We start from the raw sequence: 23,303 nt of genomic DNA, 5'->3' as shown, positions 1-23,303 counted from the left end.
CCATATCTCTGCTGCTGTCTGTGCTGCCGGTCGCTAAAGTAGATCAGGTTTCAGTGTGGCGCGGAGCCTGCCGTCGACCATATGAACAATGAGAGACCTCGAAGATACCGGCCCGTAGCTTCCCGTCAGAAGCCAGGGCCGGTGATTCACGCCACGCCGGAACCCCGGCCGGCGAACGGCGCCGGGACCCGCCCGGAACCCGTCGGACCGGCTGAACCCGTTCACCCCCGCTGGACCCGTTGGACCTGCTGGATCCGTTGGAGCAGACCGCCACTACCGCGCCCCGGGAGCACCCCTTGCCCTCGCCCGTGACCCCCGCGACACCCGCGGCCGCCACCCCGTCCGCCGACCCCCCGCTGACCGCCCGCCAGACCGAACGCCGACGGCGGATCCTGCGGGCCGCGACCGCGCTGGCCGCCCGGGGCGGGTACGAGGCGGTGCAGATGCGGGAGGTGGCGGAGGGCGCCCAGGTGGCGCTCGGCACCCTGTACCGGTACTTCCCGTCCAAGGTGCACCTGCTGGTCGCGGTCATGCTGGAGCAGTTGCAGGGCCTCCAGGAGCAGGTCAGGCGGCATCCGCCGAGCGAGCGGGAGCCCGCGCCGCGGGTCGCCGAGACGCTGACCCGGGCGTTCCACGCGCTCCAGCGCGAGCCGCTGCTGGCCGAGGCGATGGTGCGGGCGCTGTCCTTCGCCGACCGGTCGGTGAGCACCGAGGTGGACCGGGTGAGCATGGCCACCGGCCAGCTGATCCTGGACGCGATCGGCCAGTCCGGGCCGCCCACCGAGAGCCAGCGCGCCGCCGTCCGGGTGATCGAGCACACCTGGCACTCGGCCCTGGTCTCCTGGCTCTCCGGCCGCTCCTCGATCGCCGAGGTCCGCGCCGATCTGCACACCGCGGCCCGGCTGCTCTCCCTGCCCTGACTGGAACGTGTTCCAGCCGCCGGCTTTCCGGCCGCCCCGGCCCGGCGGCTACAGTCGTCGGGAAGCACAACTCCATCCGCCTCTCCTCCGGGGAAAGCCGGTGCGACTCCGGCACTGACCCCGCAGCCGTGAGCCCGCGCAGGACGGCCGGGCGAGTCGGAGCGCCCGGGGTGAGGCGAGCGGCCGACCCGGGCACACCACCGCCCGGCACCGTCGAGGACTACGGAACGGCCCACCCGGGCCACCACACCGCTCACCGAAAGGCGCTCCCCCCACCATGCTCACCGCCGCCCGCCTGGGCGCCGCCGCCCTGTCCGCCGCGCTGCTGACCGGCGCCGCCGCCGCGCCGGCCCTCGCCGACAGTCCCTCGCCGACCCCCGTCGCGGCCCCCGACGGCCTGTACGGCAAGGGCGACCCGACGTACGACGGGGTGTGGCGGCAGTCGCTGGCCCTGACCGCGCTGGCGGGCGCCAGGGTGACCCCGGCCGACTCCGCCGTCTCCTGGCTGACCGGCCAGCAGTGCGCGGACGGGGGCTGGCCGTCGTTCCGCGCGGACACCGCCGCCGCCTGCGACGCCAGGACCGAGGACAGCAACGCGACCGCCGTCGCGATCCAGGCGCTGGTCGCCCTCGGCGGCCACCAGGACGCCGTCGACAAGGGCGTCCAGTGGCTCAAGGCCACCCAGAACACGGACGGCAGCTGGGCGTACAACCCCGGCAGCCCCGGTGACGCCAACTCCACCGGCCTGGCCGTGAACGCGCTGTTCGCCGCCAAGGCGGACCCGGCGCAGGTCGCCAAGGACGGCCGGAGCGCCTTCGACGGGCTGGCCCTGTTCCAGCTCGGCTGCGCCGCGCCCGCCGACCAGCGCGGCGCCTTCGCCTACCAGCCCGACCCGGCCGGCGCGCTCGCCCCGAACGCCCTGGCCACCGCCCAGACCGCGCCGGCGGCGGCGGGCGGGCGGCTGCCGGTCGCCAACACCAACCGGACGGATGCCGCGCCCAAGGCCCTGACCTGCGCCGACGGCTCCACCGAGAAGACCGTGCCGCGCGCCGACTCCGCCGAGGCGGCCGGCGCCTACCTCACCGCGCAGCTCACGGCGGGCGGCGGGTACCTGGCCCTGACCACCCCCGGTGCCGCCCCCACCCCCGACTACACCGCCACCGCCTGGGCCGCGCTCGGCCTGATCCAGGGCGGCCACCCGCAGCAGGCCGCCGGCGCGGTGGACTGGCTGGCCAAGGAGGGCGGCACCTGGTCCAAGGGCGGCACCGACGCCTCCGCCACCGCCACCCTGCTGCTGGTCGCCCAGGCCGCCCAGCGCGACCCGGCCGCCTTCGGCGCCGACCTGGTCGCGCAGCTGACCGCCCTCGGCCCGGCGCCCAAGGCCGCCACCGCCGCGCCCTCGGCGTCCGCCTCGGCCGCGAAGAAGGACGGGAAGAAGGACGGCGGCATGGGCCAGTACTGGCTGATCGGCGTCGGCCTGCTGATCGGCGTCGGCGGCGGTCTGATCCTCAGCCTCCAGCGCAAGCGCGGCCTGAAGCCGTGACCACCCGGCCGGACCACCCGCCCGTCATCACCACTACCGGCACCGCCCGGCGGCCGGCCGCCCTGGTGGCCCTGGTCGCCGCGCTCACCGCCGGGCTGCTGCTCACGCTCGGCGCCGCGCCCGCCCAGGCCGCGGGGTACCGGTACTGGTCGTTCTGGAAGTGGTCCGGCACCGGCTGGGCGTACCAGCAGCAGGGCCCCGCCGTGTACGTCCCGCCGGACGGGAGCGTGGACGGCTGGCGGTTCGCCGTCAGCCCCGACGGCGGACAGGACGCCGCCCGGCCCGGCACCCCCGGGGACTTCGCCACCGCCTGCGCCGGGACACCCGGGCAGGCGGGGCGCAAGCGGGTCGCCGTGGTGCTGGACTTCGGCACCGCCGCCGACGCCGCCTCCGGCGAGACCCCGCCGGAGCCCCGCACCGCCTGCGCCGCCGTCCCGACGAGCGCGAGCTCGGCCGAGGTGCTGGCCGCCGTCGTGCCACCGCTGCGCTACGACACCAACGGCATGCTCTGCGCCATCGCCGGCTACCCGAAGGCCGGCTGCGGCGAGCAGCTCGGCGCGGCGCACCAGCCGTCCGGGGGCGGCGGCTCCGGGGGCAGCGGCCCCGGGGGCGGCGGCACCGGCGGCAGCGGCCCCGAGCTCGGCCTGATCGCGGGCGGCGCGCTCGTCGCCGCACTGGCCGCCGGCGCCGTCCGGCAGGCGCGCCGGCGCCGCTGAACCGCCCGAGCCCGCACGGCGCCCCTCCGCAGCCCCCTCCGCACCGCCGCCTCCCCCTGGACCTCCCGTGACCACAGCCCGCGCCACCCGACCGCCCACCGGCCCCCGCCAACTGCACCCCGGGGCCTGGTGGTTGTGGGCGCTCGGGCTGGGCGCGGCGGCCACCCGCACCACCAACCCGGTACTGCTGCTCCTGCTCGCCGCCGTCGCCGGCTACGTGGTGGCCGCCCGGCGCGGTGACGCGCCCTGGTCCCGCTCCTACGGCGCCTTCCTGCGGCTCGGGTTGATCGTGCTCGGCATCCGCCTGGTCTTCGCCGTGCTGCTCGGCTCGCCCGTCCCCGGGACGCACGTCCTGTTCACCCTCCCCGAAGTCCCGCTGCCCGCCTGGGCCCAGGGCGTGCGGATCGGCGGCCGGGTCACCGTCGAGGGGCTGCTCGCCGCGGTCTACGACGGCCTGCGGCTGACCACCCTGCTGGTCTGCGTCGGCGCCGCCAACGCCCTGGCCAGCCCGGCCCGTCTGCTGCGTGCCCTGCCCGGCGCGCTCTACGAGGCGGGCGTGGCGGTCGTGGTGGCGATGACCTTCGCGCCCAACCTGGTCGCCGACGTCCAGCGGCTGCGCGCCGCCCGCCGGCTGCGCGGGCGCACCGACCGGGGCATCGCCGCCGTGCTGAGCGTCGGACTGCCCGTCCTGGAGGGCGCGCTGGAGCGCTCGGTGGCGCTGGCCGCCGCGATGGACACCCGGGGCTTCGGCCGCACCGCCGACGTCCCGCCACGCCTCGCCCGGGCCACCGCCGCCCTCACCCTGGCCGGACTGCTCGGCATCTGCCTCGCCGCGTACGGGCTGCTGACCGCCGACGGCACCGGCTGGGCGCTGCCCGTCCTGCTGCTGGGCCTGGCCGCCGCCTTCGCCGGACTGCTGCTCGGCAGCCGACGCTCCGTCAGGACCCGCTACCGGCCTGACCCGTGGTCACTGCCCGAGTGGCTGACGGCCGGCTCGGGAGCCGCCGTGGCCGGCTCGCTGATCTGGCTGTCCACCCGCGACCCGGCCGCGTTCGCCCCCACCGTCGTCCCGCCGACCGCCCCCGCGCTGCCGCTGGCCGCCGTGCTCGCCGTCCTCGTCGGTCTGATACCGGCGTTCGCCACCCCGACCCCGCCCCGGAGGGCCTCGTGATCACCTTCGAGCAGGTCTCCGTCCAGTACGCCGACACCGCCGCCCCCGCGCTCGACGGCGTCGACCTGACCGTCCCCGAGGGCGAACTCTGCCTGCTGGTGGGCCCGTCCGGCTCCGGCAAGTCCACCCTGCTGGGCACCGTCAGCGGGCTGGTGCCGCACTTCACCGGCGGCGTGCTGCACGGCCGGGTCACCGTCGGCGGGCGCGACACCCGCACCCACCGCCCGCGCGAACTCGCCGACCTGGTCGGCACGGTGGGCCAGGACCCGCAGGCGCACTTCGTCACCGACACGGTCGAGGACGAACTCGCCTACGGCATGGAGTCCCTGGGCCTGCCGACGGACGTGATGCGGCGCCGCGTCGAGGAGACCCTCGACCTGCTCGGCCTGGCCGAACTCCGCGACCGGGCGCTCACCTCGCTCTCCGGCGGCCAGCAGCAGCGTGTCGCCATCGGCTCGGTGCTCACCGTCCACCCGCGCGTACTCGTCCTGGACGAACCCACCTCCGCCCTCGACCCCGGCGCCGCCGAGGAGGTGCTGGCCGTCCTGCAGCGGCTCGTCCACGACCTCGGCACCACCGTGCTGATGGCCGAGCACCGGCTGGAGCGGGTGGTCCAGTACGCCGACCAGGTGCTGCTGCTCACCCCCGGCTCGGCGCCCGTCCTGGGCGGGCCGGCCGAGGTGATGGCGCACTCGCCCGTCCACCCGCCGGTCGTCGGCCTCGGCCGGCTGGCGGGCTGGCACCCGCTGCCGCTCTCCGTCCGCGACGCCCGCCGCAGGGCCGCTCCGCTGCGCACCCGGCTGGACGGCCGGCGGCCCGCCGCCGCGCCCTCCCCCGCCGGGCCCCCCGCCGCCGTGGCCGAGCGCCTCGCGGTGAAGCGCGGGCCCGTACCGGCCCTGCGCGGGGTCGACCTCGCCCTGCACCCCGGCGAGATCACGGCGCTGATGGGCCGCAACGGCGCCGGCAAGTCCACCCTGCTCGGCACTCTGGTCGGCCTGCACCCACCCGCCTCCGGCACCGTCCGGGTCGGCGGCCGCACCCCTCACCGCACCCGGCCCGCCGAGCTGATCCGGCAGGTCGGACTCGTCCCGCAGGACCCGCGCGACCTGCTGTACGGGGAGAGCGTCGCCGCCGAGTGCGCCGCCGCCGACACCGACGCGGGCGCCGACCCCGGCACCTGCCGGGCGCTGGTCGAACGGCTGCTGCCCGGGATCGCCGACACCGCCCACCCGCGCGACCTCTCCGAGGGCCAGCGGCTCACCCTCGCCCTCGCCGTCGTCCTCACCGCGCGGCCCCCGCTGCTGCTGCTCGACGAGCCGACCCGCGGCCTGGACTACGCCGCCAAGGCCCGCCTGGTGGAGATCCTGCGCGCCCTCGCCGCCGAGGGGCACGCCGTCCTGCTGGCCACCCACGACGTCGAGCTGGCCGCCGAACTCGCCCACCGCACGGCCGTCCTGGCCGACGGCGAGATCGTCGCGGACGGCCCGACGCCCGATGTGGTGGTCTCCTCCCCCGCCTTCGCCCCGCAGGTCGCCAAGATCCTCGCGCCCTCTCCCTGGCTCACCGTCCACCAGGTCGAGCGGGCCCTCGCCGGGGGCGCACCGGCATGAACCGCCCCGTCCCGCTCGGCCGCCGCTCCGTCGCCGTCCTGCTGCTCACCTCCGCCGTCGGCGTGGTCGCCTTCGGCTGGCCACTGCTCGCCTCGGCCCGGTCCGCCCTGGTCGGCCACGCCACCGACGCCCCCTGGCTGTTCGCCCTGCTCCTCCCGCTGCTGCTCGCCGTGGTGATCGCCCAGATCTCCGAGGGCCGTACGGCGGGCGGCGGCGCACCCGGCCTGGACGCCAAGTCCGTCGCCCTGCTCGGTGTGCTCGCCGCGGCCGGCGCGGCGCTGCGGCCGCTCGGCGCGGGCACCGCCGGGCTGGAGCCGATGTTCTTCCTGATGGTCCTCTCCGGATGGGTACTCGGCCCGGGCTTCGGCTTCGTCCTCGGCTCCCTGTCGATGTTCGCCTCGGCGCTGCTGACCGGCGGGGTCGGCCCCTGGCTGCCGTTCCAGATGCTCGCCATGGGCTGGGTCTGCCTCGGCGCGGGCCTGCTGCCCGGCGCGGCCACCCTGCGCGGCCGCCGCGAACTCGCCCTGCTCGCCGGCTACGGGGCGGTCGCCTCCCTGCTCTACGGCACGGTCATGAACCTCCAGGGCTGGCCCTACATCGCCGGCCTCTCCGGCTCCATCTCCTTCGTCCCCGGCGACCCGCTCTCCGCCAACCTGGTCCGCTTCGCCGCCTACTGCCTCACCACCTCGCTCGGCTGGGACCTCCCCCGTGCCGCCCTCACCGTCGTCCTCTGCCTCACCCTGGGCACCCCCCTGCTGCGCGCCCTCCGCCGGGCCACCCGCCGCGCCGCCTTCGCCGCCCCGGCGGCCTTCCGCCCGCCGGAGGAGCCGGCGGACCGGGTTCCGCCGCCGTCCGGGAGCGGCGGACCGGCCTGAACCCGGCGCCACCGGCCGGGCGGGGCCCGTGGGCCGGTGGCGCCGGATCGGTGTCAGGACCGGGACTGGCGTCAGAGTCGGGGCCGGGGCGGGGGCCGGGGCCGGGGCCGGGGCCGGGGCGGGGGCTGGTGTCAGGGCCGCTGGAAGACGACCTCCGGGTACGCCGCCGAGGGGCCGTCGAGCAGGCGCTGCGGAGTGCCCTTCAACTGAAGGTCGAAGAAGGCGGCGACAAGGTCACGGGTGACCTTCTCGGCCCGCAGCGGGGCGATCGTCGTCCCTTCGGGGTCGGGAAAGCCCGCCCGCGCCGCGATGACGGGCGAGTCGGTGAAGCTGCTGTGGTCGGAACCGGTGACGGTCAGCCAGCGCTTCCAGCCGTCCAGGCGCGTCCAGGTCTCGGGCCAGCTGGTGTCCCAGCCCGTCGTGCTGTGGACGGCCTGGGTGCCGAGCATCAGGAAGGGGCGGCCACCGAGCCCGGCCGACGGCACCGGGTCGAAGAACTTGCCGTCCATGTTCACGCCCGCGCGGATCCGGCGGTCGGCGGTCATCGCGGAGGCGGCGGCGTTGCCGCCGATGGAGTGCCCGGCCATACCGATCCGGTCCCGGTCGATCATGCGGGCGTACGGCCAGGCCGGCCGGCGGCCGGTCAGCTGGTCGAGCACGAAGGAGACGTCCTTGGCCCGGCTCGGGGGCACCAGCGCGGTCCGGTCCGTCTCCGGGTAGTCGCAGATGGCGCAGGCGAGGGTCCGGCCGTCGGGGAACGTCGTCCCGGAGGTCTCGTAGGTGTGGTCGACCGCGGCGACGACGTACCCGCGGCTGGCCAGGTCCTCGGCGAGGCCGGTGAGTGTGGCGCGCGGCAGCGTGAATCCGGGCGAGAGGACCACCAGCGGGAACCTGCCCGACGCCGGACGCGCGTCCGTGCGCGCCCACGGGTGCAGGCCGGTGACCACCTCGGGCGGAATGCCCTCGCCCGGCACCTGGTCGCCGAGCAGCAGCCGGGCCTCCTCCGCGGTCAGGTAGGGCGTGGCGGGCCCACCCGTCCCCGGCCTGGCCGGGTAGTACATCGACACCATCAGCTGCCGCGGGCCCGCGGACGGCACCCACGGGTCCTGGCGGTTCCGGTCGACGAGGTGCAGCGTGCTGCGGCCGACCGCGTGCCGGCCGGTCGGGCGGGGCAGATCGAGCCGCCCGGCGGACGGGCCCACGGCAGCGGTGTCGGCAACGGACGCGACGGGCGCGGGCGCGGCGAAGGCCGAACCCGCCCCGGCGATCGGTAACGGCAGAGCGAGCGCGAGCAGGACGGCAACGGCGGTACGTCGGAGTCTGGTCATGCCGAGCATGGTAGATCCGCGGGAGCACATCTGACGTCGCCTCAGAGTGTGAACTTGTGTCGTCCCCCCGCCGTATCCGGGCCTCCCACCCGAGGAGGAGGGAGAAGCGCGCGCGTACTGCGGCCGGCCGAGGCCGGGGCCGGCCCGTCATCGCGCGATGAGGGCCGACACCCCTGCCAGTAGCGTCAGTTGTCGTTGTTGACGTTGGTGAGGGCCGCGCTGTAACCGTTCGGACAGTAGAGCTTGTCGCTCCCGTCCCCGGTGTGCCAGAGGCCCGTGACCGTCTGCCGGATCCCCTTGACGGTGTTGCTCTCGCAGACCAGCACCAGCTGCCAGTGGTTCTTCGGAGCCGTGGTCTGGCAGCTCACCGAGCCCCAGTTGGTGCCCTGGTCCGTGAAGCAGTACGAGGTCGCCGACGCCTGCGGCGCCGCCATCACTCCCGCCGCCACGAGCAGCGCCGCTCCGGTGCCCAGGGCTGCTATTCGACGCATGACCTTCTCCTTGTCCCAGTACCGACAACTTGTGCGGACAGCATGCCGCAGCCGGGGACGAATGCATCCGCGCGTGACACAACTGGCCGAAACCGATCCTTCCGCTTCCGGTTCCCGGCCGCCCGAACGCCACCGAGGGCCACCCGCGTTCGGCATGCACGACGGCGCCGAAGGGGACCAGAGGACGGAACCGGCGGCAGCCTGTCGCTTCGGCGCCTCGCTCTCGGTGGCTCTCTCCGGATCGCTCATCAGCCGGACTGCTCCGTCACCACGAACTGGCACCGTTGATGGTCCGGCCGTCCTCCGTGGGGTTACGGACGGCCGGACCGGCCCAGGGGTTGGCGGCAGTTCGGGGCCGCCGTTCTCACGCCCCGCTCATCGCCGGGGCGTAGCGTTCCAGCCAGGTGGTGGGGTTGGTGATCTCGCCGAGGGTGGGCAGGAGGTCTTCGTTCCTGAGCAGGCGTTCGATCAGGGGGTGTCCGCCGGTGTCGTGGAGGGCGCTGATGAAGGCGTCGCCCTGGTCGTAGATGCTGATCAGGGGTGATTGCGTTTTGAGGCGGCGGAATCGTTTGGTGGGTTTCGGTTCGCCGTCCAGCCGGAGCTGTGCGGTGGCCACGCCGCACAGTTCCTGGACCGTTTGGCGCTGGACCCATTGGGCGTGGCCTTCGATGACGTGGTGGGTGGTGCGGCGCTGCTCGGGTGGGAGGCCGTCGGCGTCGGCTTGGAGGGCGATTCGTATGTGGGCGTAGGGCATGGCGGGCCAGACCTTGTTCTGGGCGAGGTGGGTCCACTCGTGTGCGAACGCGCCGGTGAGGTAGCGGTCTGTGGCGCGGCTTTCGGCGTGCCCTTCGGGCATGGTGATCATTTCCGGGTCTCCGGCGGTGGACCGGCAGACAACGGCGGCCGTGACCATCGGCCAGCTCTGTGCGGCCGCCTGCTCGAAGCCGTCCCGGCACGCCTGGACCTCGGCGAGCGCCCGGTCACGCGATCCGGAGCCGGCGGGGAACGCGTCGGCGGCCTGTCGCATGGTGTACTCACCGTGGTCGGCCGTCAAGGAGACGAACTGCTCCGTGGAGACGATGCGGACGCTCGCCCGGTCGGGCAGGCTCAGCCGGGAGTGGCGGTCGGCCAGCGGCGCGGCCCTGGCCAGGAGTCGGCTGATGCGGTCGTAGGTGCCGCTGTCGACCCCGGCGTCATTGTGGAGCGTGAAGGCGGTCATGAACTCTGTTCTCTTGTAGGTACGTCAGGTGGTCAGGGGGCTGTGCGCGGCATGAGCAGCACTGCGATGAACGCGGCGATGCCGGCCAGCGACACCGCGTAGGCGGCGGTGAGCCGGCGGGGGTCACGCAGTCCCCGCCGGGCCTGTTCCGCGGCGGAGCGGTAGTCCTCCAGGCCGTCGTCCATCACCGGTGTGTTTCGTCTCGGTGACGGCGCATCCGTACCCGGGCGTCGGTGCCCGCGGAGTAGTCGTATACGTCGATGGCGTCCCGCTCCTGTTGTGCGAGACGTGCGCACTCGGCGCATCCGGAATCCGGCCTCGGCAGGCGGCCGGCTCCGGCCTTCTTCGGAATGCTCACAGGCTGGGTTCCTCCGCCGGCACCATCAACCACGGTGTCACGGCCACGTGTTCGTAGCTCCGGTGATCCTGGTGAACCTTGAGGTGCCGGTACGCCCAGCGCTGCGCTTCCGCGAAGTCGTCGCAGACCGGTCCCTCCTCCTCGCACGGCTGACCGTCCTCGTACTCCCCCGCGCACCGGAACCGGTGGCGGACAGGAGGCCGGTCCGGCGCGACATCGGCCTGAAGCGTCCACTCCAGGAACCGCCACGGCCCGCGCCCCCGGCGCTCGGCGGGCGGAACCGGCAGGAAGGCACTCACGCCGACCTCCCCACAGTGCAGTTGACGCACTCGCAGTGCGCGAGGACAGCAGCCTTGCTCAGCGCCTCGGCAGTGCTGTCGAAGGCGCTGGGACGCCGGGCGTTCAGGTAGTCGTCCAACGGCACCCAGGACTTCGGCGCTATACCGCTCTGCCGCTTGGGAATTGGCCTGACCGGGTTGCCGTGCCGCCGCGTCTCCGATGCCATCAGTACTCCCTCATGCCAAGAGCCCGTAACGTCAGTCGACGCTACGGGCTCTTGGGGAAGGGAACGGCCCCAGAGCGGGGCCCCTCATTAATGATCTTCAGGCAGCCACTCCCACGGCTTCCGCGAGAGCAACCGCCTCCCCCCGAAGGGGGCCTGATGCGGTGCGGGTAAGTTCAACCACGAGTGCCCGTGCTGGCGGGACGTAGCGCACCGCCTCCGGGCTCGTGTCGAATGCGCGCCGGATGTAGTGCAGCGCCCCGGCGGACTCCCGTCGCGCATACTCACTCCGTGCCGCGTCGACGAACAGTCGGCTCCGTCGCTCGGTCGATGGGATGGCTTCTGGCTGCACATCCGTCAGCCGACGGAGCGCCGCCCCTGGCGTCCGCAGCTCGACACCCAGGGTGACCCCGTGCACCGCCACGTTCCCGGCACCAAACATCGTGAACGGATGTGCGTAGTCGGCTAGTTGTCGAGCAGTGCGGTCGGCCTCATCCCACCATCGCCACGCATCACCCTCGCGACCTTCCTTCGCGCTCGTGACGGCCGCGTGGAGGCAGAGCGAGCCAAACGTACCCCGCAGCAGCGACGGGCCGTTCTCCAGCATCGGACGAAGGGAGTCCGCCGCGTCAGTCACCAGCCGCAGAGCCTCGTCAGCATGCCCGGAGTCGCGCAGCCCGTTCCCGACGATCCACGCAGCTATGGCCAGCATCACCGGCTCGTCAGCCTCCTCTGCAGCCATGCGCGCGCGGTCGACGGTCAGCCAGTACAGCTCCGGCTCCGTCGTGTGCGCGGCGTACTGCTGTGCGAGTGCGTACGTCTCCGCCATTACGCGGTACGCGTGTCGCCGCTCGGTCCCCTCACGCCCCCTCACCAACGCGTGACAAGCCGTGATCAGTTCGGGAAGCAGCGCGCCAACCTCAGTGCGCTGGTGGGGAGATGTATGCCAAACAGCCCACGTCTGACGGACACGTCCGGCCAGTTCCTCCGTGGTCGTGGGCAGGTCGGTCGGACGACGGTAGATGCTCGCGTGAACCGCCTCCCGCAGCGCCGGCACGGAAGCGTGCGAGAGCTTCCCCCACGATCCCACGGGGACAGCGCCCGGCGTTCCGGTGAGCACGCCTACATCGTCAAGGCGAAGCACCTGCGCCAGCCGCACCAACATGGTGACGTTGCTGAGGTTCCGCTCTCCCAGCTCGATCTTCTTCAGCCAGCCCTCAGACCGACCCACGAGGCCGGAGAGGACGGCGCGAGTCAGACCCACCCGTTCGCGGTGGAACCGAATCCGCTCGCCTGTCGTCAGTTCCGCTGGCAGTTCGCTCATGGTTGCTCCCCGACGGTGTCACGTCTAGTCGGAGAGTACGCCCTGCGCGTGCGTTCGGGGAGCCTGGACCGTCCGGTGTGCTATTGCGGACGGCACTCCGAGCACAGTCGGTCCGCGCTCGGGACCGGCCGACGGCACAGGCCGTCGTCGCCCTGGCACTCGGGAGACGCCTGGCGAGGCGCCGGAGCAGCCTCGGACGGTGCCGGCCGGTGGGCGGATGGGAACGGGGGCACCTTCGTCAGCCGGGCTGCCAGGACGGCGCCGACACTTCGGGTGATCTTCTCCGGGAGCGGGGCGGACAGGATGCCCGTCAGCGCGTCCCGGGTCCAGCCGCCCGCGAGCAGCCCCTCCACCCGGGCGGCCTGATCCGCCAGGGGCTTGCCCGCGAGCGCCATGCGCGGTTCACAGCGGCCCAGTTCGAGCAGCAGCTCCATGCCCTCCGTCGAACGCGACAGAATCGGCACCCGCGGGCTCCCGACGGACAGCTCCGCGTCCGGGCCGACCGGCCGGGACGGAAAGACGGAAGGGAATTCAACTTCCCTCCGAACCAAAGTCCTTACCCTCAGGGGTTGGCGGAAGCTCGGGGCCGCCGTTCTCACACCCCGTTCATCGCCGGGGCGTAGCGCTTCAGCCAGGAGGTGGGGTTGGTGATCTCACTGAGGGTGGGCAGGAGGTCTTCGTTCTTGAGCAGGCGTTCGATCAAGGGGTGTCCGCCGGCTTCCAGGAGGGTGCTGATGAAGGTGTCGCCCTGGCTGTAGGTGTTGAGCCGGGCCTGTTCCGCGGCGGAGCGGTAGTCCTCCAGGCCGTCGTCCGTCACCGGTGTGTTTCGTCTCGGTGACGGCGCATCCGTACCCGGGCGTCGGTGCCCGCGGAGTAGTCGTATACGTCGCTGGCGTCCCGCTCCTGTTGTGCGAGACGCGCGCACTCGGCGCACCCGGCGCCCGCGTTCGACACGCGTTTGGCGACGGCCTTGTTCGCAGTACTCATCAGCTGGGTTCCTCCGCCGGAATCATCAACCACGGTGTCACGGCCACGTGTTCGTAGCTCCGGTGGTCCTGGTGGACCTTGAGGTGGGATGCCGTCCAGCGCTGCGCTTCCGCGAAGTCGTCACAGACCGGTCCCTCCTCCTCGCACGGCTGACCGTCCTCGTACTCCCCCGCGCACCGGAACCGGTGGCGGACAGGAGGCCGGTCCGGCGCGACATCGGCCTGAAGCGTCCACTCAAGGAACCGCCACGGCCCGCGCCCCCGGCGCTCGGCGGGCGGAACCGGCAGGAAGGCACTCACGCCGACCTCCCCACAGTGCAGTTGACGCACTCGCAGTGCGCGAGGACAGCAGCCTTGCTCAGCGCCTCGGCAGTGCTGTCGAAGGCGCTGGGACGCCGGGCGTTCAGGTAGTCGTCCAACGGGCTGCCCTGGGGGGTCCGCGCGTGTCTCGTCGAGTACGTGACCTGCACCGCCTGCACGGTGCGCCGTGTATTTGCACGGTTGGACGGCATGAAACGATCCCCTCACTCTCAGTCAGTGAAGGGATCGTTCCACGTAGGTTCGCGGCGCTCCGCACAAACTGTCCGGAGTAAATTCCTCCGGAGCTATTGACAGACCGTTACACGCCTGCCCACTTTGCGAAGGCGGTGATCTCGTCAGTGGCGTGCCGGTCCACCCGAACCAACGTCGCGGCTGTTGCGCGGACGGAGGGGTGGAAGCGTGTGTGGTTCGGCGCCGCCCGGCGGGCGCTCTTCAACGACGCGAACGCCCTAACACGGTCGCCTTCAGCCAGCCGCGCAGAGGCCACATCGATGTGATGGTGCGACACCCGTTCGGCGGCCAGCCCTGTCGGCAATGCCCACTCCTCCTTGCCCTGCGGATCACCCCATTCCCGAAGGCGCGCTAGAGCCTGCTCGGTATCCCCCGTGTCAATGAGTGCTGCAACCTCGTGGATCCCGACGTTGCTCGGACCGAACGAGAGTTCCATGACGTCGGTGTCCCCGCCAACCCAGCGTGCAAGCACCCGGGCCTCTGCAAGGTAGTGAGCTGAACGGTCCGGCTGCCTGTCACGGGCCTCCAGGACGGCGAGCTTCAGGTACAGCGCACCAGTGACGGCGTTGTGTGCCGTGGTCGGGCACTGTTCCGGGGCCAGCCGTTCGACCTCGTCCACCAACGCGGTGAGGATCCGACGGGCGGACGAGAACGAACCCGTGCGAAGCATGGCGCCGGCCCTCAGGTACGCCGCCGTCACCTGGAGCAGAGACTCCCCAGACCGGTCAGCCGCCCAGTGCACACGGTCGATCGCCGTCAGCGACAGGTCGTGGTAGCCGAGCTTGTGCGACAAGGAGTTCGCCGCCCGGTACCCGCGTGCGAGCCAGCCGAACGCCTCCGCCTGGTCACGGCCCGACGTGGAGAGGGCTACGTGGGTCAGCTCCGACAGCAACGAGGGCAGCAACGGCGCCATGGGAACGTATGCCCCGTCCTGCCGCATCTGGGCAACCTGCCTCGTCTCCGCAGCTAGCACCGGGAGGGGCCGTGGTGCTGCGTCCAGGTCGTCAGGGCTGTTGTAAGTCAGCATGATTCGCCGGAGTTCAGGGATAATGGCCTGCACCTGCTCGTCGGACTCCGCCCCGTTGACAAAGGGCTGGCCAGTCAACCGCTCCGGTCCGACGGCCAATGCCTTTGCGAGTCGCACGAGCAGCCCAGAGGACGGGTTTCGGCTGCCAGCCTCGTACTTCTCCAGCGTTGACGGCGAGATGTTGACCTTCCCGGCCAGCTCTCGGACGGTCATGTGTCGGATCTTGCGGTGCTCGCGGATGCGGTCGCCAATAGCGCTCATGATGCCCCCAGCAGTGGGTTTCCTAGACGCAGGGTAGGCCTTCGTGGCAGGGCGTGACATGCCTGCCATGTGAATTGCCGGTCTCACATTGGTCAGCTCCGACACGCCGAGCACAACTTCCCGACCGCCGAGACGTATCGACCACACATTCCGTCCCGACCAGCGCACTCCGGCTTCGATGGGCGAGGCACCGGAGCGGGGGCAGTTGCTTCGGCCGGCCGGTGGGCGGATGGGAACGGGGGCACCTTCAACAGCCGTGCCGCCAGGACGGCACCGACACTTCGGGTGATCTTCTCCGGGAGCGGGGCGGACAGGATGCCCGTCAGCGCGTCCCGGGTCCAGCCGCCCGCGAGCAGCCCCTCCACCCGGGCGGCCTGATCCGCCAGGGGCTTGCCCGCGAGCGCCATGCGCGGTTCACAGCGGCCCAGTTCGAGCAGCAGCTCCATGCCCTCCGTCGAACGCGGCGGGCTCGGCACCCTCGGACTTCCCGGGCTCCCGACGGACAGCTCCGCGTCCGGGCCGACCGGCCGGGACGGAAGGACGGAAGGTCCTTCAACTTCCTTCCGAATCAGATTCCTTACCCTCCCGGAGGGGTTTCCCGTCTTCCCGGCCGCCGCTGTTCCGGCTCCGGGGAGACCGGCGGCCGGGGACACGGGAAGCGGCGGCACCGTGTGCACCGCCTTGCCCGTGACCGGGACCTCGTGGACGGACACCGTGGTCCGCACCTGTCCCGTCAGCGGGTCCCGCTCGGTCCGCCGGATGTAGTGGCCGGCCTGCTCAAGCTCACGGAGCGCACGACCTACGGTCGTTCGGCCCTCGACACTCTTCGCCGCCAGGGTCCGCACGTCCTCCCGGGCCCCGTCGGGGAGGCTGAGAAGGTAACTCAGCAGCCCACGGGCCGCCCAGCTGAGCGAGTGCTTCCGGACGACGTGGCCGTTGTCGAGGATCGTGTACCCGGGCGCATGCTTCGGGATACGATGAATCTGCATAGGGAGCCCTACTTCTCCTGGTGCCGAGCCCCGGGGTGTTGGCGCACCGCCGGGGACCATCTTTTGGCACTGCTCATCAGATTAATTGCGCCAACAGGTCGGCATGACACCACCGTTGGCCGCAAGGATCACCGTAGACGCGGCGGACGGACACCAGCGCCGGAACCAGATAATCCCCTCTCCGGATCACCCGAACAGACGGCGCGCGAACAACCCCCCTGGCGCAACACAAAACAGCGCGCCGTCACAGACACCGCAACCAGTCAAACCTTCAGACCGGCCAACTGCACCACCCCGAAGGGCCACAGAGCGGAGCCGCTGCCAGCTGGCCGGTTGCGGGTTCGACTGCTCGAACACCGGCCCCAACTAGCGATCGATACCTGAAGGTTGTGCTCAGCTGGCATGCTGGCGGCCATGGACGAGACGACCATCCCGCTGGATGCTCCCCAGTGGCTGCTCCAGCACATCGACGCCGAACGCGCCGTGGCAGCCGGTTGGGCCCATCCCTCCGAGTTGATCTCCGTGTTCCCTGCGGAGGGCAAGCAGTACAACCACGTGGTGGGCGCGTCACCCACGGACTGGGTGCACTGGGTACGCCTCCCTCGGCAGGGACCGGTACCGAAGAAGCGGCACACCGGGCATCAACACCCGGGGACGGCGAGACACTCGACACGGTCGAGTACATGAGCCCCCAGCAGCGGAAGCGCCCGCAGGCGGCCTGATACCCGATCCGGGTGAGCAGCCAACGGCCTGGGGTGCCTCGCGGGACCGATAAACCCCCTGGCACAACAGAAAACAGCGCCGCTACGACGCCGTCCCGAACGCGATCGTCGAGGAGCTGAGCAGCGAGCTGATCATCTTCTGCCCCGCCACCACACTCGCCTGATCACACCCCCAGGTCCGGCAGAAGAGCCCGCATTACCTTGCCAGGTGGTCGAACTCGCCCGCCTTGACGCCGAGTACGAAGGCACGGAGGTTGTCAGGGGTGGTGGTGATGACGGTGCCGGGGTCGTCGCTCTCGCGGAGCTTGATGGTGCCGTCGGGGGTCGCGGCGACATAGATGCAGTTCGCCGCGTCGCCGCTGTACGAGGACTTCTGCCAGTTGTGAACGGTCATGGTCGTTCCCCTCTCAGGTGCTCTGGCCGATACGGCGGATGAGGTCGCGGGAGGCGTCCGGCTTGAGCGCATTCATCTCCAGCCGATCCATGACAGCCCGATACTTGATCAGCTGTGGCTCGGTGTCGATGAACTCCGACCTGTCCCCGTCGACCTGGACACTGTCCAATCGTGTCACCGCGGCATTGAAGTACACGATGCCGGCGCCGGAGCTGGGATAACTACCGGTGCCGAACGGGATCACCCGCAGGTCGATGTGAGGGTACTCGCTTGTGGTCAGGAGGTGTTCCAGCTGATCACGGGCAACCTCTGGACCGCCGAAGCCCATCCGCAAGGCGGCCTCGTGGACGATGGCCAACAGCGGGATCGGCCGCTCGCCGTAGAGCACTGCCTGTCGCTTGATGCGATGGGAGACGAGGTGTTCCACTTCGGGTGGCGACAGGGGCGGGACCACGTCCCGGAAGAGCGCGCGAGCGTGTTCCGGGGTCTGGAGGAGTCCAGGGATGTGAATCGCGGAGGCGATCCTCAGCGACTGTGCATGGTGTTCGAGTTCGGCCAGGTCGAGGGCTCCGGACGGGAGGATCTCGCGGTACTCCTCCCACCAGCCCCGGGTGCGGCCGCCGGTCATGTGGGTCAGCGCATCGATCAGGGCATCGTCCGAACAGCCGTAGAGGCGTGACAGGGCCCGCACCCGGTCCGCGCTCACCGGATATCCCCCTGACTCGATGTTGCTGACCCGGGACTGCGTGGCGCCGTGCAACTCCCCGGCGCGCGTGACCGACAGGCCTGCCCGCTCGCGCAGCCGGCGCAACTCCGCGCCGAGTCGCCGCTGCCGGATACTCGGCGGAACCTTGCTGGGCGGCATCCGCTGTTTCCTTCCCTCGCTCGCCATGGCCGGCGCCGTTCACCCTTTGGAGTGGTGGTGCTATGAATTCCCCAAGGAAGGTGGACTGCATGCTACCCACTGGCTACTTTGATCCTGCGTCAGGGCCGGTCGCTGCCCGCAGTAGCGGCGGCGCGGCGCCCAACTCCCTTTCACGTAGGAGACTTCCATGACCGCTGCGCCCTCGCAAAACCCCCGCCCGGCCACCCGCCTGTGGGCGACGCCTGTACCCTTCGACCAGGAGCTGTGCGGGCTCGTGCTCGACACCGCGCCCCAACTGTTCGCCGTCGTCCAGGTGTACGGCGACGGCCGCGAGGGCACCGACGGATGGGTCGTGGCCTGGGGGCTCGCCAACGGTGACGGGCCGACGCACGTGGTCGGCGTCGACGGGCGAACGCGGTTGACCCTCGCGTCGCCCGAACGTGCCGTGCACCTGTTCACCGGGCAGCCGGGCATCACCGCGAGACTGGTGTGGCTCGCGCAACCGGGCGCTGCCACGCTGGACCGGACCCAAGCCGCTTGACCCCTCGCCCTGCTGGCGTACCTGTCGATGCCGGGCCCCAGGGTATTCGCACCGCCAGGGACCATCTTTCGGCACCATTCATCAGACTACGTGCGCCAACAGGTAGGTATGACACCACCATTGGCCGCAAGGATCACCGTAGACGCGGCAGACGAACACCAGCGCCGGAACCAGATAATCCCCGCTCCGGATCACCCGAACAGACGGCGCGCGAACAAACCCCCTGGCGCAACACAAAACAGCGCGCCCCCGAACGAATCCAGGGCCGCGCCACGGTAGGTGGGCTACTGCTGCGGTGGTCCGGCAAGCGTCTCGATGCGCAGCGGCGAGCACACGTCAGGGGTGCGAGTGAGGTCCATCAGTTCCTCCGGAGGGTCTCCTCCATCGAGCATCACCATGACGTACTCCTTTGCCTCCGACAGTCCAAGGGCCGGGGCGTGCTTACGCAGGTGGCGCATTGCGGTCACGGTTCCGTCAGCCTGCAGAAGTGCCCGGACGGTGGCCATCAAAGGTTCTGGTCGCCTGACGCCCTTGACCTGCCAGAGGTAGAGCTCCTCCCAGTCCTCGACCACGAACGTGACGACGGGGATGTGGTGGATGCTCCCGTCCTGCCGGTCCACCAGGTAGGGGCCACTCCCTACCAGCATGTTCAATGGGTCGCGGCTACGGATGTACTCCACCGACTGCCAGCCGACCAGCCACCCCAGGGCGTGTTCCTCCACGCTGAGGACGACAACTTCCGGCGACTTCCCGTACTTGGCCAGCGCCTCCTGGCGCTTTTTCGACAGCAGGGCCTCAACCAGCTTGACGGCACGCTCCTCGGTGACCATGCCACTCATCATTCACCCGGACGCAATTGGGTTTCGGCAATCAGACCGCGGCCCGCCGCAAGACACAACAGGCTGTCGGACTTGCCCGCGCCGCCCAACGGTCACCCAGCGCTACCCCGCCTATCCGGGCCCTGGCCGCCGGGCCAAGTTCGACGAGGCCCACGAGCTTGCCACAACACCGGACGACGAACACGGCGATGACGCGCTCGGCATGGCCTACTGCACCCCGACCTACATCGAGATGCAGCGCGCGAACTGCCTGGCTGAGAACGGCCGCTCCGGAAACACTTCGGGCCCCACCCCGTCAGGTGCGCCGCGACCTGCGGTGGAAGGCCGCATGCGGGCTGGGTTCGGCTCAGGCCGTGACTGCCTCGACGACGTCGGCGTAGACGTCGAACAGGCGCGGTGCGCCCGGCCGGCGGTCGGCCAGCAGCAGCGCCCAGCAGCGGGCGACGAGGGCACGGGCCGCGGTGCCCGGCCAGGGCTGCGGCAGGAGTTCGGGGGGCAGGAGCGGGTCCGGTTCCAGGGCCTCGGTGAACGCGGCGGCGAGTTCGATGGCGATGGTGAGCTGCTCGGTGTCGGACGGGTGGGCGGCCAGCCTGGCGAGCCGGTCGGCGGCCAGGGCGCCGAGCCGCTCGTGCCCCTCGGCGAGTTCCGCCAGCGGCCACCACCGCCGGGCGAGCGCGCGCGGGTCGTCGGCGTCACCGGTGTGCAGGTCCCGGCTGGTGAGGAGGGTGAGATTGCCGAGGACGCCAAGGGCGGCGGCCTCGGCCCTGAGCGGCTCCTCCCAGGCGTGCGGCGACACGTACAGCCCGTTCTGGACCGGGGCGCCGCCCAGCCCGGTGATCGCCTCGCGCAGTGCGTCCCGGGCGGGGCGGGCGTGTTCGGGGACGGCGAAGCCGGCCAGGTGCCAGATCCCGTCCCAGGGGGCCTCGCCGCGGTCCTGCGCGTACATCAGCGCGATGTATCCGGCGGTCGGCTCGATCGTGCGCCGGGTTTCGGCCGTGGCCCGCAGGACGGCCCGCCGCCCGCGCCCCTCCTGGACGAACCGTCCGTCGGCGGCGAGCCGCTTGATCGTCAGGCGGACCTGCTGATCGGTCATGCCGAGCAGGCCCGCGACGGCGTACAGCTCACCGCAGTCCACGGTCCCGTCCGCGCGGACCATCGCCTCCACCAGCACCCGGGTCGGAATCTCCAGCATGGTCATCATCATAGTACGATCGAATCAAATACGGTCGTTCATAGATTGATAGATTGGTGGCCGGCAGGATGCGCAGACGCTGGTGGCTCTGGGGTTCGCTGCTGACCGTGGTGGTCCTGCCGCTCGGCGCGGGCGGCTGGGTCGTGTACCAGAACGAGTACGACCTGAAGGAGGAGCGGGTGACGATCACCGGCGGCAGGCAGCCGCTGAACGGCGTCCTCGCCCGCCCGACCGGCGGCCACGGCCCGGTCGGGCTGGTCGTCTTCGTGCACGGCGACGGTGCGCAGAACGCCACCCACGACACCTTCTACCGGCCGATGTGGGAGGCGATGGCCAAGGCCGGCTACGCCTCGCTGTCCTGGGACAAGCCCGGCGTCAACGGCGCCCCCGGCAACTGGCTGGACCAGAGCATGCAGGACCGGGCCGACGAGACCGTCGCGGCCATCGGCTGGGCCAAGACCCAGCCCGGCATCGACCCCGCCAGGATCGGCCTCTGGGGCGCCAGCCAGGCCGGCTGGGTGATGCCCAAGGCCGCGCGGCAGTCCGCCGACGTCAAGTTCGTCATCGCCGTCGCACCCGCCGTCAACTGGCTTCAGCAAGGCCGCTACAACCTGCTCGCCGAGCTCAAGAAGCGACACGCCACCCCGGCCGAGACCGAGGCGGCGATCGCCAGGAGCGACCGAACCCTCGACGCGCTGCGAACCGGCCGGACCTTCGAGCAGTACCAGGCCGCCGGCGGCGACGTCACCGGCCTCACCCCCGACCGGTGGGAGTTCAACCGCCGCAACCACACCTCGGACGTCACCGAGGACCTCTCCGCGGTCCGGGTACCGGTCCTCCTGATCCTCGGCGGGCGCGACGTCAACGTCGACAGCGACGACACCGAGGCCCACTACCGCCGGATCCTCACCACCCCCGGCCAGCTCCAGGTCAAGCGCCACCCCGACGCGACCCACAACATCGTCCCCGAGGCGATCGAGGACTCGGAGCTCAGAAGCACCTTCCTCGCGATCGCCGCACCGCGCTCGCTCTTCAGCCCGGGTTACCTCGACGAACAGCGGCACTTCGTGGCCGCGATCGGCCGGTGAAAGGACAGCCGGAGGTGAAGGGCGGCGGACCGGACACGATGGGCCGGGCCGCCGCCCTCAACCCGCGAACGCCGATCGATCCCGAACTCACCCGCACCAGCGACGCCCGGCACCTCACCCCGGCCACCGCACAGCCGAAGGGGCCGCCCGGCCTACCGCCGGACAGCCCCTCGACAAGATCTTCATGAGCCGGCTAGGCGCTCTTGGGCCCAGCCTGCTGGACGACATCGAAGGACCAGACGGTAGAGCCGGAGGCTGCGGGCTTGGGCCGCTCGCCCCCCTCCCCGGTGCCCTGGTGCGCCGCCTTCATCGGGCCCTCCATCCAGGCCTGGAACGACTCCTCGTCGCGCCACCGCGTGTAGACGAGGTAGTTGTCAGTGCCTTCAACCGGGCGGAGGAGCTCGAACCACTCGAAGCCGTCGGAACTCTCCACCGCACCGGCCCGCGAGGCGAACCGCTTCTCCAGCACCTCGCGCTGCTCGGCGGGGACGGCCAGTACATTGATCTTGACTACGCTCATGGCCCTATCCTGCCTCAAAGGTCAACGCCAGGTGCGGACCCGGCGGTCCCGACACCTCAGAGGTGCATCAACGAATCTGTCGCGGACGCAGCAGCTCGAACCACTCGAAACCATCGCCCGCGGTGCTCCCGGCGTCGCCTCCGCAACGAGGACGGCCCGCCGGTGGTGACCGTCGACCTGTGAGCTCCCCGGTTGTGGCGCCCTCTGCCCCGTCTGGCCCTTCACCGGGCCGGGCGGGGACTTTCGGTTGTGCCGGGAGAATATGCGGGACGCTGCCTGGCACTTCGCCACTCCGCACCGCGAGTTCGGCGCTGAGGTACCGTCCGGCATGTGAGCACCGACTTCCAGCAAGCCAGAATCGCCCTCGGTCTGCGGCTCCGCGAGCTGCGTGCCGAGGGCGATCTCACAGGCCGGCAACTGGCCGAGCGTCTGGACTGGACGCAGTCCAAGGTCAGCAAGCTGGAGACCGGTCGGCAGACGGCCACCCACGACGACCTCAAGGCCTGGGCCGAGGGCGTCGGACAACCCCACGTGGCAGCCGAGTTGGCTGCCAGGCTGCGAGCCTTCGAGTCAGGGTCCCGCTCCTGGCGGCGGCAGTTGGCCGCCGGGCACAAGCCGGTGCAGGACACGCTGACCGCCGAGAACGACCGTTCGGCTGTCCTGCGCGCGTGGCAAAGTTCCATGATCGTCGGCATGCTCCAGACACCCGACTACGCCCGGCACATCTTCAGCGCGTACGTCGACCTCCACCAGTCGCCGCGCGATGTCGAGGACGCCGTACGGGCCCGGGTCCGACGGCAGGAGAGCTTGTACCAGCCGGGCAAGCAGTACCGCATCATCATGTGGGAGTCCGCGCTGCGCGCTCTGGTCTGCCCACCGGCCGTGATGGTCGCGCAACTTGACCGGCTCAGCGGCGTGATCGGGCTCGACACCGTCTCCCTGGGCATTGTGCCGTTCGAAGCTTCGCTCAAGTTGCCTCCTGCCAACGGATTTTGGATTCATGACGAACGGCTCGTCATTGTCGAGGACTGGCACGCAGAGCTGTGGTTGGACCAACAGGACAACGTGGCGCTGTACCTGCGGGTGTGGGAGACGTTGGCCGGCGCAGCCGTCTACGGCGCGGATGCCCACAAGGTCATCACCCGGTGCCGTAGGGCACTCGGAGCCTGCTGAGAATCCTCACGCGCCTCGACCGTGAGCACTGGAATATTCGAGAATCACGCGCCCCGTCAGCAATTCTCGTGCGCTTAACGTGCTGACCGATGACGTC

At 71.3% G+C, this 23,303-nt stretch carries 29 protein-coding genes and 1 riboswitch; of the genes, 10 read left to right on the top strand and 19 right to left on the bottom strand.

All coding sequences use genetic code 11. From position 1 onward, the window contains the following. Nucleotides 1-296: 296 nt before the first annotated feature. From ACIQIB_RS18570 to ACIQIB_RS18545, 6 genes are all read left to right on the top strand, one after another. Nucleotides 297-920: a TetR family transcriptional regulator gene (locus ACIQIB_RS18570; RefSeq protein ID WP_363610081.1), complete on the top strand. Its 624-nt coding sequence runs from the start codon at nucleotides 297-299 to the stop codon at nucleotides 918-920. Between the two features lie 96 nt (nucleotides 921-1,016). Further along, a riboswitch (cobalamin riboswitch) is annotated at nucleotides 1,017-1,081 on the top strand. Between the two features lie 116 nt (nucleotides 1,082-1,197). Then, a complete protein-coding gene (locus ACIQIB_RS18565; protein ID WP_400759049.1) occupies nucleotides 1,198-2,463 on the top strand; it encodes a prenyltransferase/squalene oxidase repeat-containing protein in 1,266 nt (421 codons plus the stop codon). 26 nt (nucleotides 2,464-2,489) lie between these two features. Next, nucleotides 2,490-3,179, top strand: a complete 690-nt coding sequence (locus ACIQIB_RS18560; RefSeq protein WP_400759115.1) for an SCO2322 family protein — start codon at nucleotides 2,490-2,492, stop codon at nucleotides 3,177-3,179. A 67-nt stretch (nucleotides 3,180-3,246) separates the two neighbouring features. Further along, nucleotides 3,247-4,350: a CbiQ family ECF transporter T component gene (locus ACIQIB_RS18555; protein ID WP_400759046.1), complete on the top strand. Its 1,104-nt coding sequence runs from the start codon at nucleotides 3,247-3,249 to the stop codon at nucleotides 4,348-4,350. Further along, nucleotides 4,347-5,960, top strand: a complete 1,614-nt coding sequence (locus tag ACIQIB_RS18550) for an ABC transporter ATP-binding protein (RefSeq protein ID WP_400759043.1) — start codon at nucleotides 4,347-4,349, stop codon at nucleotides 5,958-5,960. Before ACIQIB_RS18555 ends, ACIQIB_RS18550 begins: the two co-directional genes overlap by 4 nt. Then, nucleotides 5,957-6,835 carry an ECF transporter S component gene (locus ACIQIB_RS18545; RefSeq protein ID WP_400759040.1) on the top strand — a complete coding sequence of 293 codons (879 nt, stop codon included), beginning with the start codon at nucleotides 5,957-5,959 and terminating at the stop codon, nucleotides 6,833-6,835. Before ACIQIB_RS18550 ends, ACIQIB_RS18545 begins: the two co-directional genes overlap by 4 nt. Nucleotides 6,836-6,966: 131 nt before the next feature. Here the strand turns inward: ACIQIB_RS18545 and ACIQIB_RS18540 are convergent, their stop codons facing one another. The 16 genes from ACIQIB_RS18540 to ACIQIB_RS18465 all read right to left on the bottom strand — a co-directional run bounded on the left by ACIQIB_RS18540 (nucleotide 6,967) and on the right by ACIQIB_RS18465 (nucleotide 17,853). Next, nucleotides 6,967-8,163, bottom strand: coding sequence for an alpha/beta hydrolase family protein (locus tag ACIQIB_RS18540; protein ID WP_400759037.1), 1,197 nt, complete (start codon nucleotides 8,161-8,163; stop codon nucleotides 6,967-6,969). A gap of 185 nt (nucleotides 8,164-8,348) precedes the next feature. Next, the gene (locus tag ACIQIB_RS18535) at nucleotides 8,349-8,654 is read right to left on the bottom strand and encodes a hypothetical protein (RefSeq protein WP_363610093.1); all 306 of its coding nucleotides are present in this window, start codon (nucleotides 8,652-8,654) and stop codon (nucleotides 8,349-8,351) included. Nucleotides 8,655-9,018: 364 nt separating this feature from the next. Further along, nucleotides 9,019-9,873, bottom strand: a complete 855-nt coding sequence (locus tag ACIQIB_RS18530) for a hypothetical protein (RefSeq protein ID WP_400759035.1) — start codon at nucleotides 9,871-9,873, stop codon at nucleotides 9,019-9,021. 32 nt (nucleotides 9,874-9,905) lie between these two features. After that, entirely contained in the window at nucleotides 9,906-10,058 is a 153-nt protein-coding gene (locus ACIQIB_RS18525) for a hypothetical protein (RefSeq protein ID WP_400759033.1), read from the bottom strand. 169 nt (nucleotides 10,059-10,227) lie between these two features. Further along, a complete protein-coding gene (locus ACIQIB_RS18520; RefSeq protein WP_400759030.1) occupies nucleotides 10,228-10,530 on the bottom strand; it encodes a hypothetical protein in 303 nt (100 codons plus the stop codon). Further along, nucleotides 10,527-10,655 (bottom strand): hypothetical protein, encoded by a 129-nt coding sequence (locus ACIQIB_RS18515; RefSeq protein WP_400759027.1) that lies wholly within the window; start codon nucleotides 10,653-10,655, stop codon nucleotides 10,527-10,529. The genes ACIQIB_RS18520 and ACIQIB_RS18515 overlap by 4 nt, the downstream gene beginning before the upstream one ends. 178 nt (nucleotides 10,656-10,833) lie before the next feature. Then, the gene (locus ACIQIB_RS18510; RefSeq protein ID WP_400759025.1) at nucleotides 10,834-12,057 is read right to left on the bottom strand and encodes a helix-turn-helix domain-containing protein; all 1,224 of its coding nucleotides are present in this window, start codon (nucleotides 12,055-12,057) and stop codon (nucleotides 10,834-10,836) included. An 80-nt stretch (nucleotides 12,058-12,137) separates the two neighbouring features. Next, nucleotides 12,138-12,521 carry a hypothetical protein gene (locus tag ACIQIB_RS18505; RefSeq protein WP_400759022.1) on the bottom strand — a complete coding sequence of 128 codons (384 nt, stop codon included), beginning with the start codon at nucleotides 12,519-12,521 and terminating at the stop codon, nucleotides 12,138-12,140. Between the two features lie 131 nt (nucleotides 12,522-12,652). Beyond that, on the bottom strand, nucleotides 12,653-12,874 hold the full coding sequence (locus tag ACIQIB_RS18500; RefSeq protein ID WP_400759019.1) for a hypothetical protein: 222 nt from the start codon (nucleotides 12,872-12,874) through the stop codon (nucleotides 12,653-12,655). Beyond that, the gene (locus ACIQIB_RS18495; RefSeq protein ID WP_400652259.1) at nucleotides 12,871-13,044 is read right to left on the bottom strand and encodes a hypothetical protein; all 174 of its coding nucleotides are present in this window, start codon (nucleotides 13,042-13,044) and stop codon (nucleotides 12,871-12,873) included. Before ACIQIB_RS18495 ends, ACIQIB_RS18500 begins: the two co-directional genes overlap by 4 nt. Next, nucleotides 13,044-13,343, bottom strand: coding sequence for a hypothetical protein (locus ACIQIB_RS18490; RefSeq protein ID WP_400759017.1), 300 nt, complete (start codon nucleotides 13,341-13,343; stop codon nucleotides 13,044-13,046). The genes ACIQIB_RS18495 and ACIQIB_RS18490 overlap by 1 nt, the downstream gene beginning before the upstream one ends. Then, nucleotides 13,340-13,555, bottom strand: a complete 216-nt coding sequence (locus ACIQIB_RS18485) for a hypothetical protein (protein WP_400759015.1) — start codon at nucleotides 13,553-13,555, stop codon at nucleotides 13,340-13,342. The genes ACIQIB_RS18490 and ACIQIB_RS18485 overlap by 4 nt, the downstream gene beginning before the upstream one ends. A gap of 107 nt (nucleotides 13,556-13,662) precedes the next feature. Continuing rightward, nucleotides 13,663-14,883, bottom strand: a complete 1,221-nt coding sequence (locus tag ACIQIB_RS18480) for a helix-turn-helix domain-containing protein (protein WP_400652244.1) — start codon at nucleotides 14,881-14,883, stop codon at nucleotides 13,663-13,665. A gap of 92 nt (nucleotides 14,884-14,975) precedes the next feature. Then, the gene (locus tag ACIQIB_RS18475) at nucleotides 14,976-15,872 is read right to left on the bottom strand and encodes a helix-turn-helix domain-containing protein (RefSeq protein WP_400759112.1); all 897 of its coding nucleotides are present in this window, start codon (nucleotides 15,870-15,872) and stop codon (nucleotides 14,976-14,978) included. A 918-nt stretch (nucleotides 15,873-16,790) separates the two neighbouring features. Beyond that, entirely contained in the window at nucleotides 16,791-16,988 is a 198-nt protein-coding gene (locus tag ACIQIB_RS18470) for a DUF397 domain-containing protein (protein WP_400759013.1), read from the bottom strand. A 13-nt stretch (nucleotides 16,989-17,001) separates the two neighbouring features. Continuing rightward, nucleotides 17,002-17,853 carry a helix-turn-helix domain-containing protein gene (locus ACIQIB_RS18465; RefSeq protein WP_400759010.1) on the bottom strand — a complete coding sequence of 284 codons (852 nt, stop codon included), beginning with the start codon at nucleotides 17,851-17,853 and terminating at the stop codon, nucleotides 17,002-17,004. A 187-nt stretch (nucleotides 17,854-18,040) separates the two neighbouring features. Between ACIQIB_RS18465 and ACIQIB_RS18460 the strand changes: the two genes are divergently transcribed. Next, a complete protein-coding gene (locus ACIQIB_RS18460; RefSeq protein WP_400759007.1) occupies nucleotides 18,041-18,394 on the top strand; it encodes a hypothetical protein in 354 nt (117 codons plus the stop codon). 284 nt (nucleotides 18,395-18,678) lie between these two features. Here the strand turns inward: ACIQIB_RS18460 and ACIQIB_RS18455 are convergent, their stop codons facing one another. After that, complete coding sequence (locus ACIQIB_RS18455) at nucleotides 18,679-19,224, bottom strand: YrhB domain-containing protein (RefSeq protein WP_400759005.1); 546 nt, start codon at nucleotides 19,222-19,224, stop codon at nucleotides 18,679-18,681. 355 nt (nucleotides 19,225-19,579) lie between these two features. Further along, nucleotides 19,580-20,425 (bottom strand): PaaX family transcriptional regulator C-terminal domain-containing protein, encoded by an 846-nt coding sequence (locus tag ACIQIB_RS18450; RefSeq protein ID WP_363607039.1) that lies wholly within the window; start codon nucleotides 20,423-20,425, stop codon nucleotides 19,580-19,582. 68 nt (nucleotides 20,426-20,493) lie between these two features. Here ACIQIB_RS18450 and ACIQIB_RS18445 point away from each other — a divergent pair, with 68 nt between their 5' ends. Then, nucleotides 20,494-21,513 carry an alpha/beta hydrolase family protein gene (locus ACIQIB_RS18445; RefSeq protein WP_400759002.1) on the top strand — a complete coding sequence of 340 codons (1,020 nt, stop codon included), beginning with the start codon at nucleotides 20,494-20,496 and terminating at the stop codon, nucleotides 21,511-21,513. Then, nucleotides 21,510-21,701, top strand: a complete 192-nt coding sequence (locus ACIQIB_RS18440; RefSeq protein WP_400758999.1) for a hypothetical protein — start codon at nucleotides 21,510-21,512, stop codon at nucleotides 21,699-21,701. The genes ACIQIB_RS18445 and ACIQIB_RS18440 overlap by 4 nt, the downstream gene beginning before the upstream one ends. Nucleotides 21,702-21,706: 5 nt before the next feature. Here ACIQIB_RS18440 and ACIQIB_RS18435 read toward each other — a convergent pair whose 3' ends face one another. After that, nucleotides 21,707-22,033: an antibiotic biosynthesis monooxygenase gene (locus ACIQIB_RS18435; RefSeq protein ID WP_363607045.1), complete on the bottom strand. Its 327-nt coding sequence runs from the start codon at nucleotides 22,031-22,033 to the stop codon at nucleotides 21,707-21,709. 330 nt (nucleotides 22,034-22,363) lie between these two features. On the opposite strand from ACIQIB_RS18435, the gene ACIQIB_RS18430 reads away from it, so the two are divergent. Beyond that, the gene (locus tag ACIQIB_RS18430) at nucleotides 22,364-23,206 is read left to right on the top strand and encodes a helix-turn-helix transcriptional regulator (protein WP_363607047.1); all 843 of its coding nucleotides are present in this window, start codon (nucleotides 22,364-22,366) and stop codon (nucleotides 23,204-23,206) included. The last annotated feature ends 97 nt before the right edge of the window (nucleotides 23,207-23,303 follow it).

The sequence above is a fragment of the Kitasatospora sp. NPDC092286 genome (assembly GCF_044755565.1).
In the GTDB taxonomy this organism is placed as follows: Bacteria; Actinomycetota; Actinomycetes; order Streptomycetales; family Streptomycetaceae; genus Kitasatospora.
Note: the sequence above shows the minus strand (reverse complement) of the source record. Positions and strands in the feature narration are given on the sequence as shown.

Coding starts and splice junctions, on each gene's coding strand:
- ACIQIB_RS18565 (WP_400759049.1), top strand. CDS start 1,198: ATGCTCACCGCCGCCCGCCTGGGCGCCGCCGCCCTGTCCGCCGCGCTG.
- ACIQIB_RS18545 (WP_400759040.1), top strand. CDS start 5,957: ATGAACCGCCCCGTCCCGCTCGGCCGCCGCTCCGTCGCCGTCCTGCTG.
- ACIQIB_RS18540 (WP_400759037.1), bottom strand. CDS start 8,163: ATGACCAGACTCCGACGTACCGCCGTTGCCGTCCTGCTCGCGCTCGCT.
- ACIQIB_RS18535 (WP_363610093.1), bottom strand. CDS start 8,654: ATGCGTCGAATAGCAGCCCTGGGCACCGGAGCGGCGCTGCTCGTGGCG.
- ACIQIB_RS18530 (WP_400759035.1), bottom strand. CDS start 9,873: ATGACCGCCTTCACGCTCCACAATGACGCCGGGGTCGACAGCGGCACC.
- ACIQIB_RS18525 (WP_400759033.1), bottom strand. CDS start 10,058: ATGGACGACGGCCTGGAGGACTACCGCTCCGCCGCGGAACAGGCCCGG.
- ACIQIB_RS18510 (WP_400759025.1), bottom strand. CDS start 12,057: ATGAGCGAACTGCCAGCGGAACTGACGACAGGCGAGCGGATTCGGTTC.
- ACIQIB_RS18495 (WP_400652259.1), bottom strand. CDS start 13,044: ATGAGTACTGCGAACAAGGCCGTCGCCAAACGCGTGTCGAACGCGGGC.
- ACIQIB_RS18485 (WP_400759015.1), bottom strand. CDS start 13,555: ATGCCGTCCAACCGTGCAAATACACGGCGCACCGTGCAGGCGGTGCAG.
- ACIQIB_RS18480 (WP_400652244.1), bottom strand. CDS start 14,883: ATGAGCGCTATTGGCGACCGCATCCGCGAGCACCGCAAGATCCGACAC.
- ACIQIB_RS18475 (WP_400759112.1), bottom strand. CDS start 15,872: ATGCAGATTCATCGTATCCCGAAGCATGCGCCCGGGTACACGATCCTC.
- ACIQIB_RS18470 (WP_400759013.1), bottom strand. CDS start 16,988: ATGACCGTTCACAACTGGCAGAAGTCCTCGTACAGCGGCGACGCGGCG.
- ACIQIB_RS18465 (WP_400759010.1), bottom strand. CDS start 17,853: ATGCCGCCCAGCAAGGTTCCGCCGAGTATCCGGCAGCGGCGACTCGGC.
- ACIQIB_RS18460 (WP_400759007.1), top strand. CDS start 18,041: ATGACCGCTGCGCCCTCGCAAAACCCCCGCCCGGCCACCCGCCTGTGG.
- ACIQIB_RS18455 (WP_400759005.1), bottom strand. CDS start 19,224: ATGGTCACCGAGGAGCGTGCCGTCAAGCTGGTTGAGGCCCTGCTGTCG.
- ACIQIB_RS18450 (WP_363607039.1), bottom strand. CDS start 20,425: ATGCTGGAGATTCCGACCCGGGTGCTGGTGGAGGCGATGGTCCGCGCG.
- ACIQIB_RS18445 (WP_400759002.1), top strand. CDS start 20,494: ATGCGCAGACGCTGGTGGCTCTGGGGTTCGCTGCTGACCGTGGTGGTC.
- ACIQIB_RS18435 (WP_363607045.1), bottom strand. CDS start 22,033: ATGAGCGTAGTCAAGATCAATGTACTGGCCGTCCCCGCCGAGCAGCGC.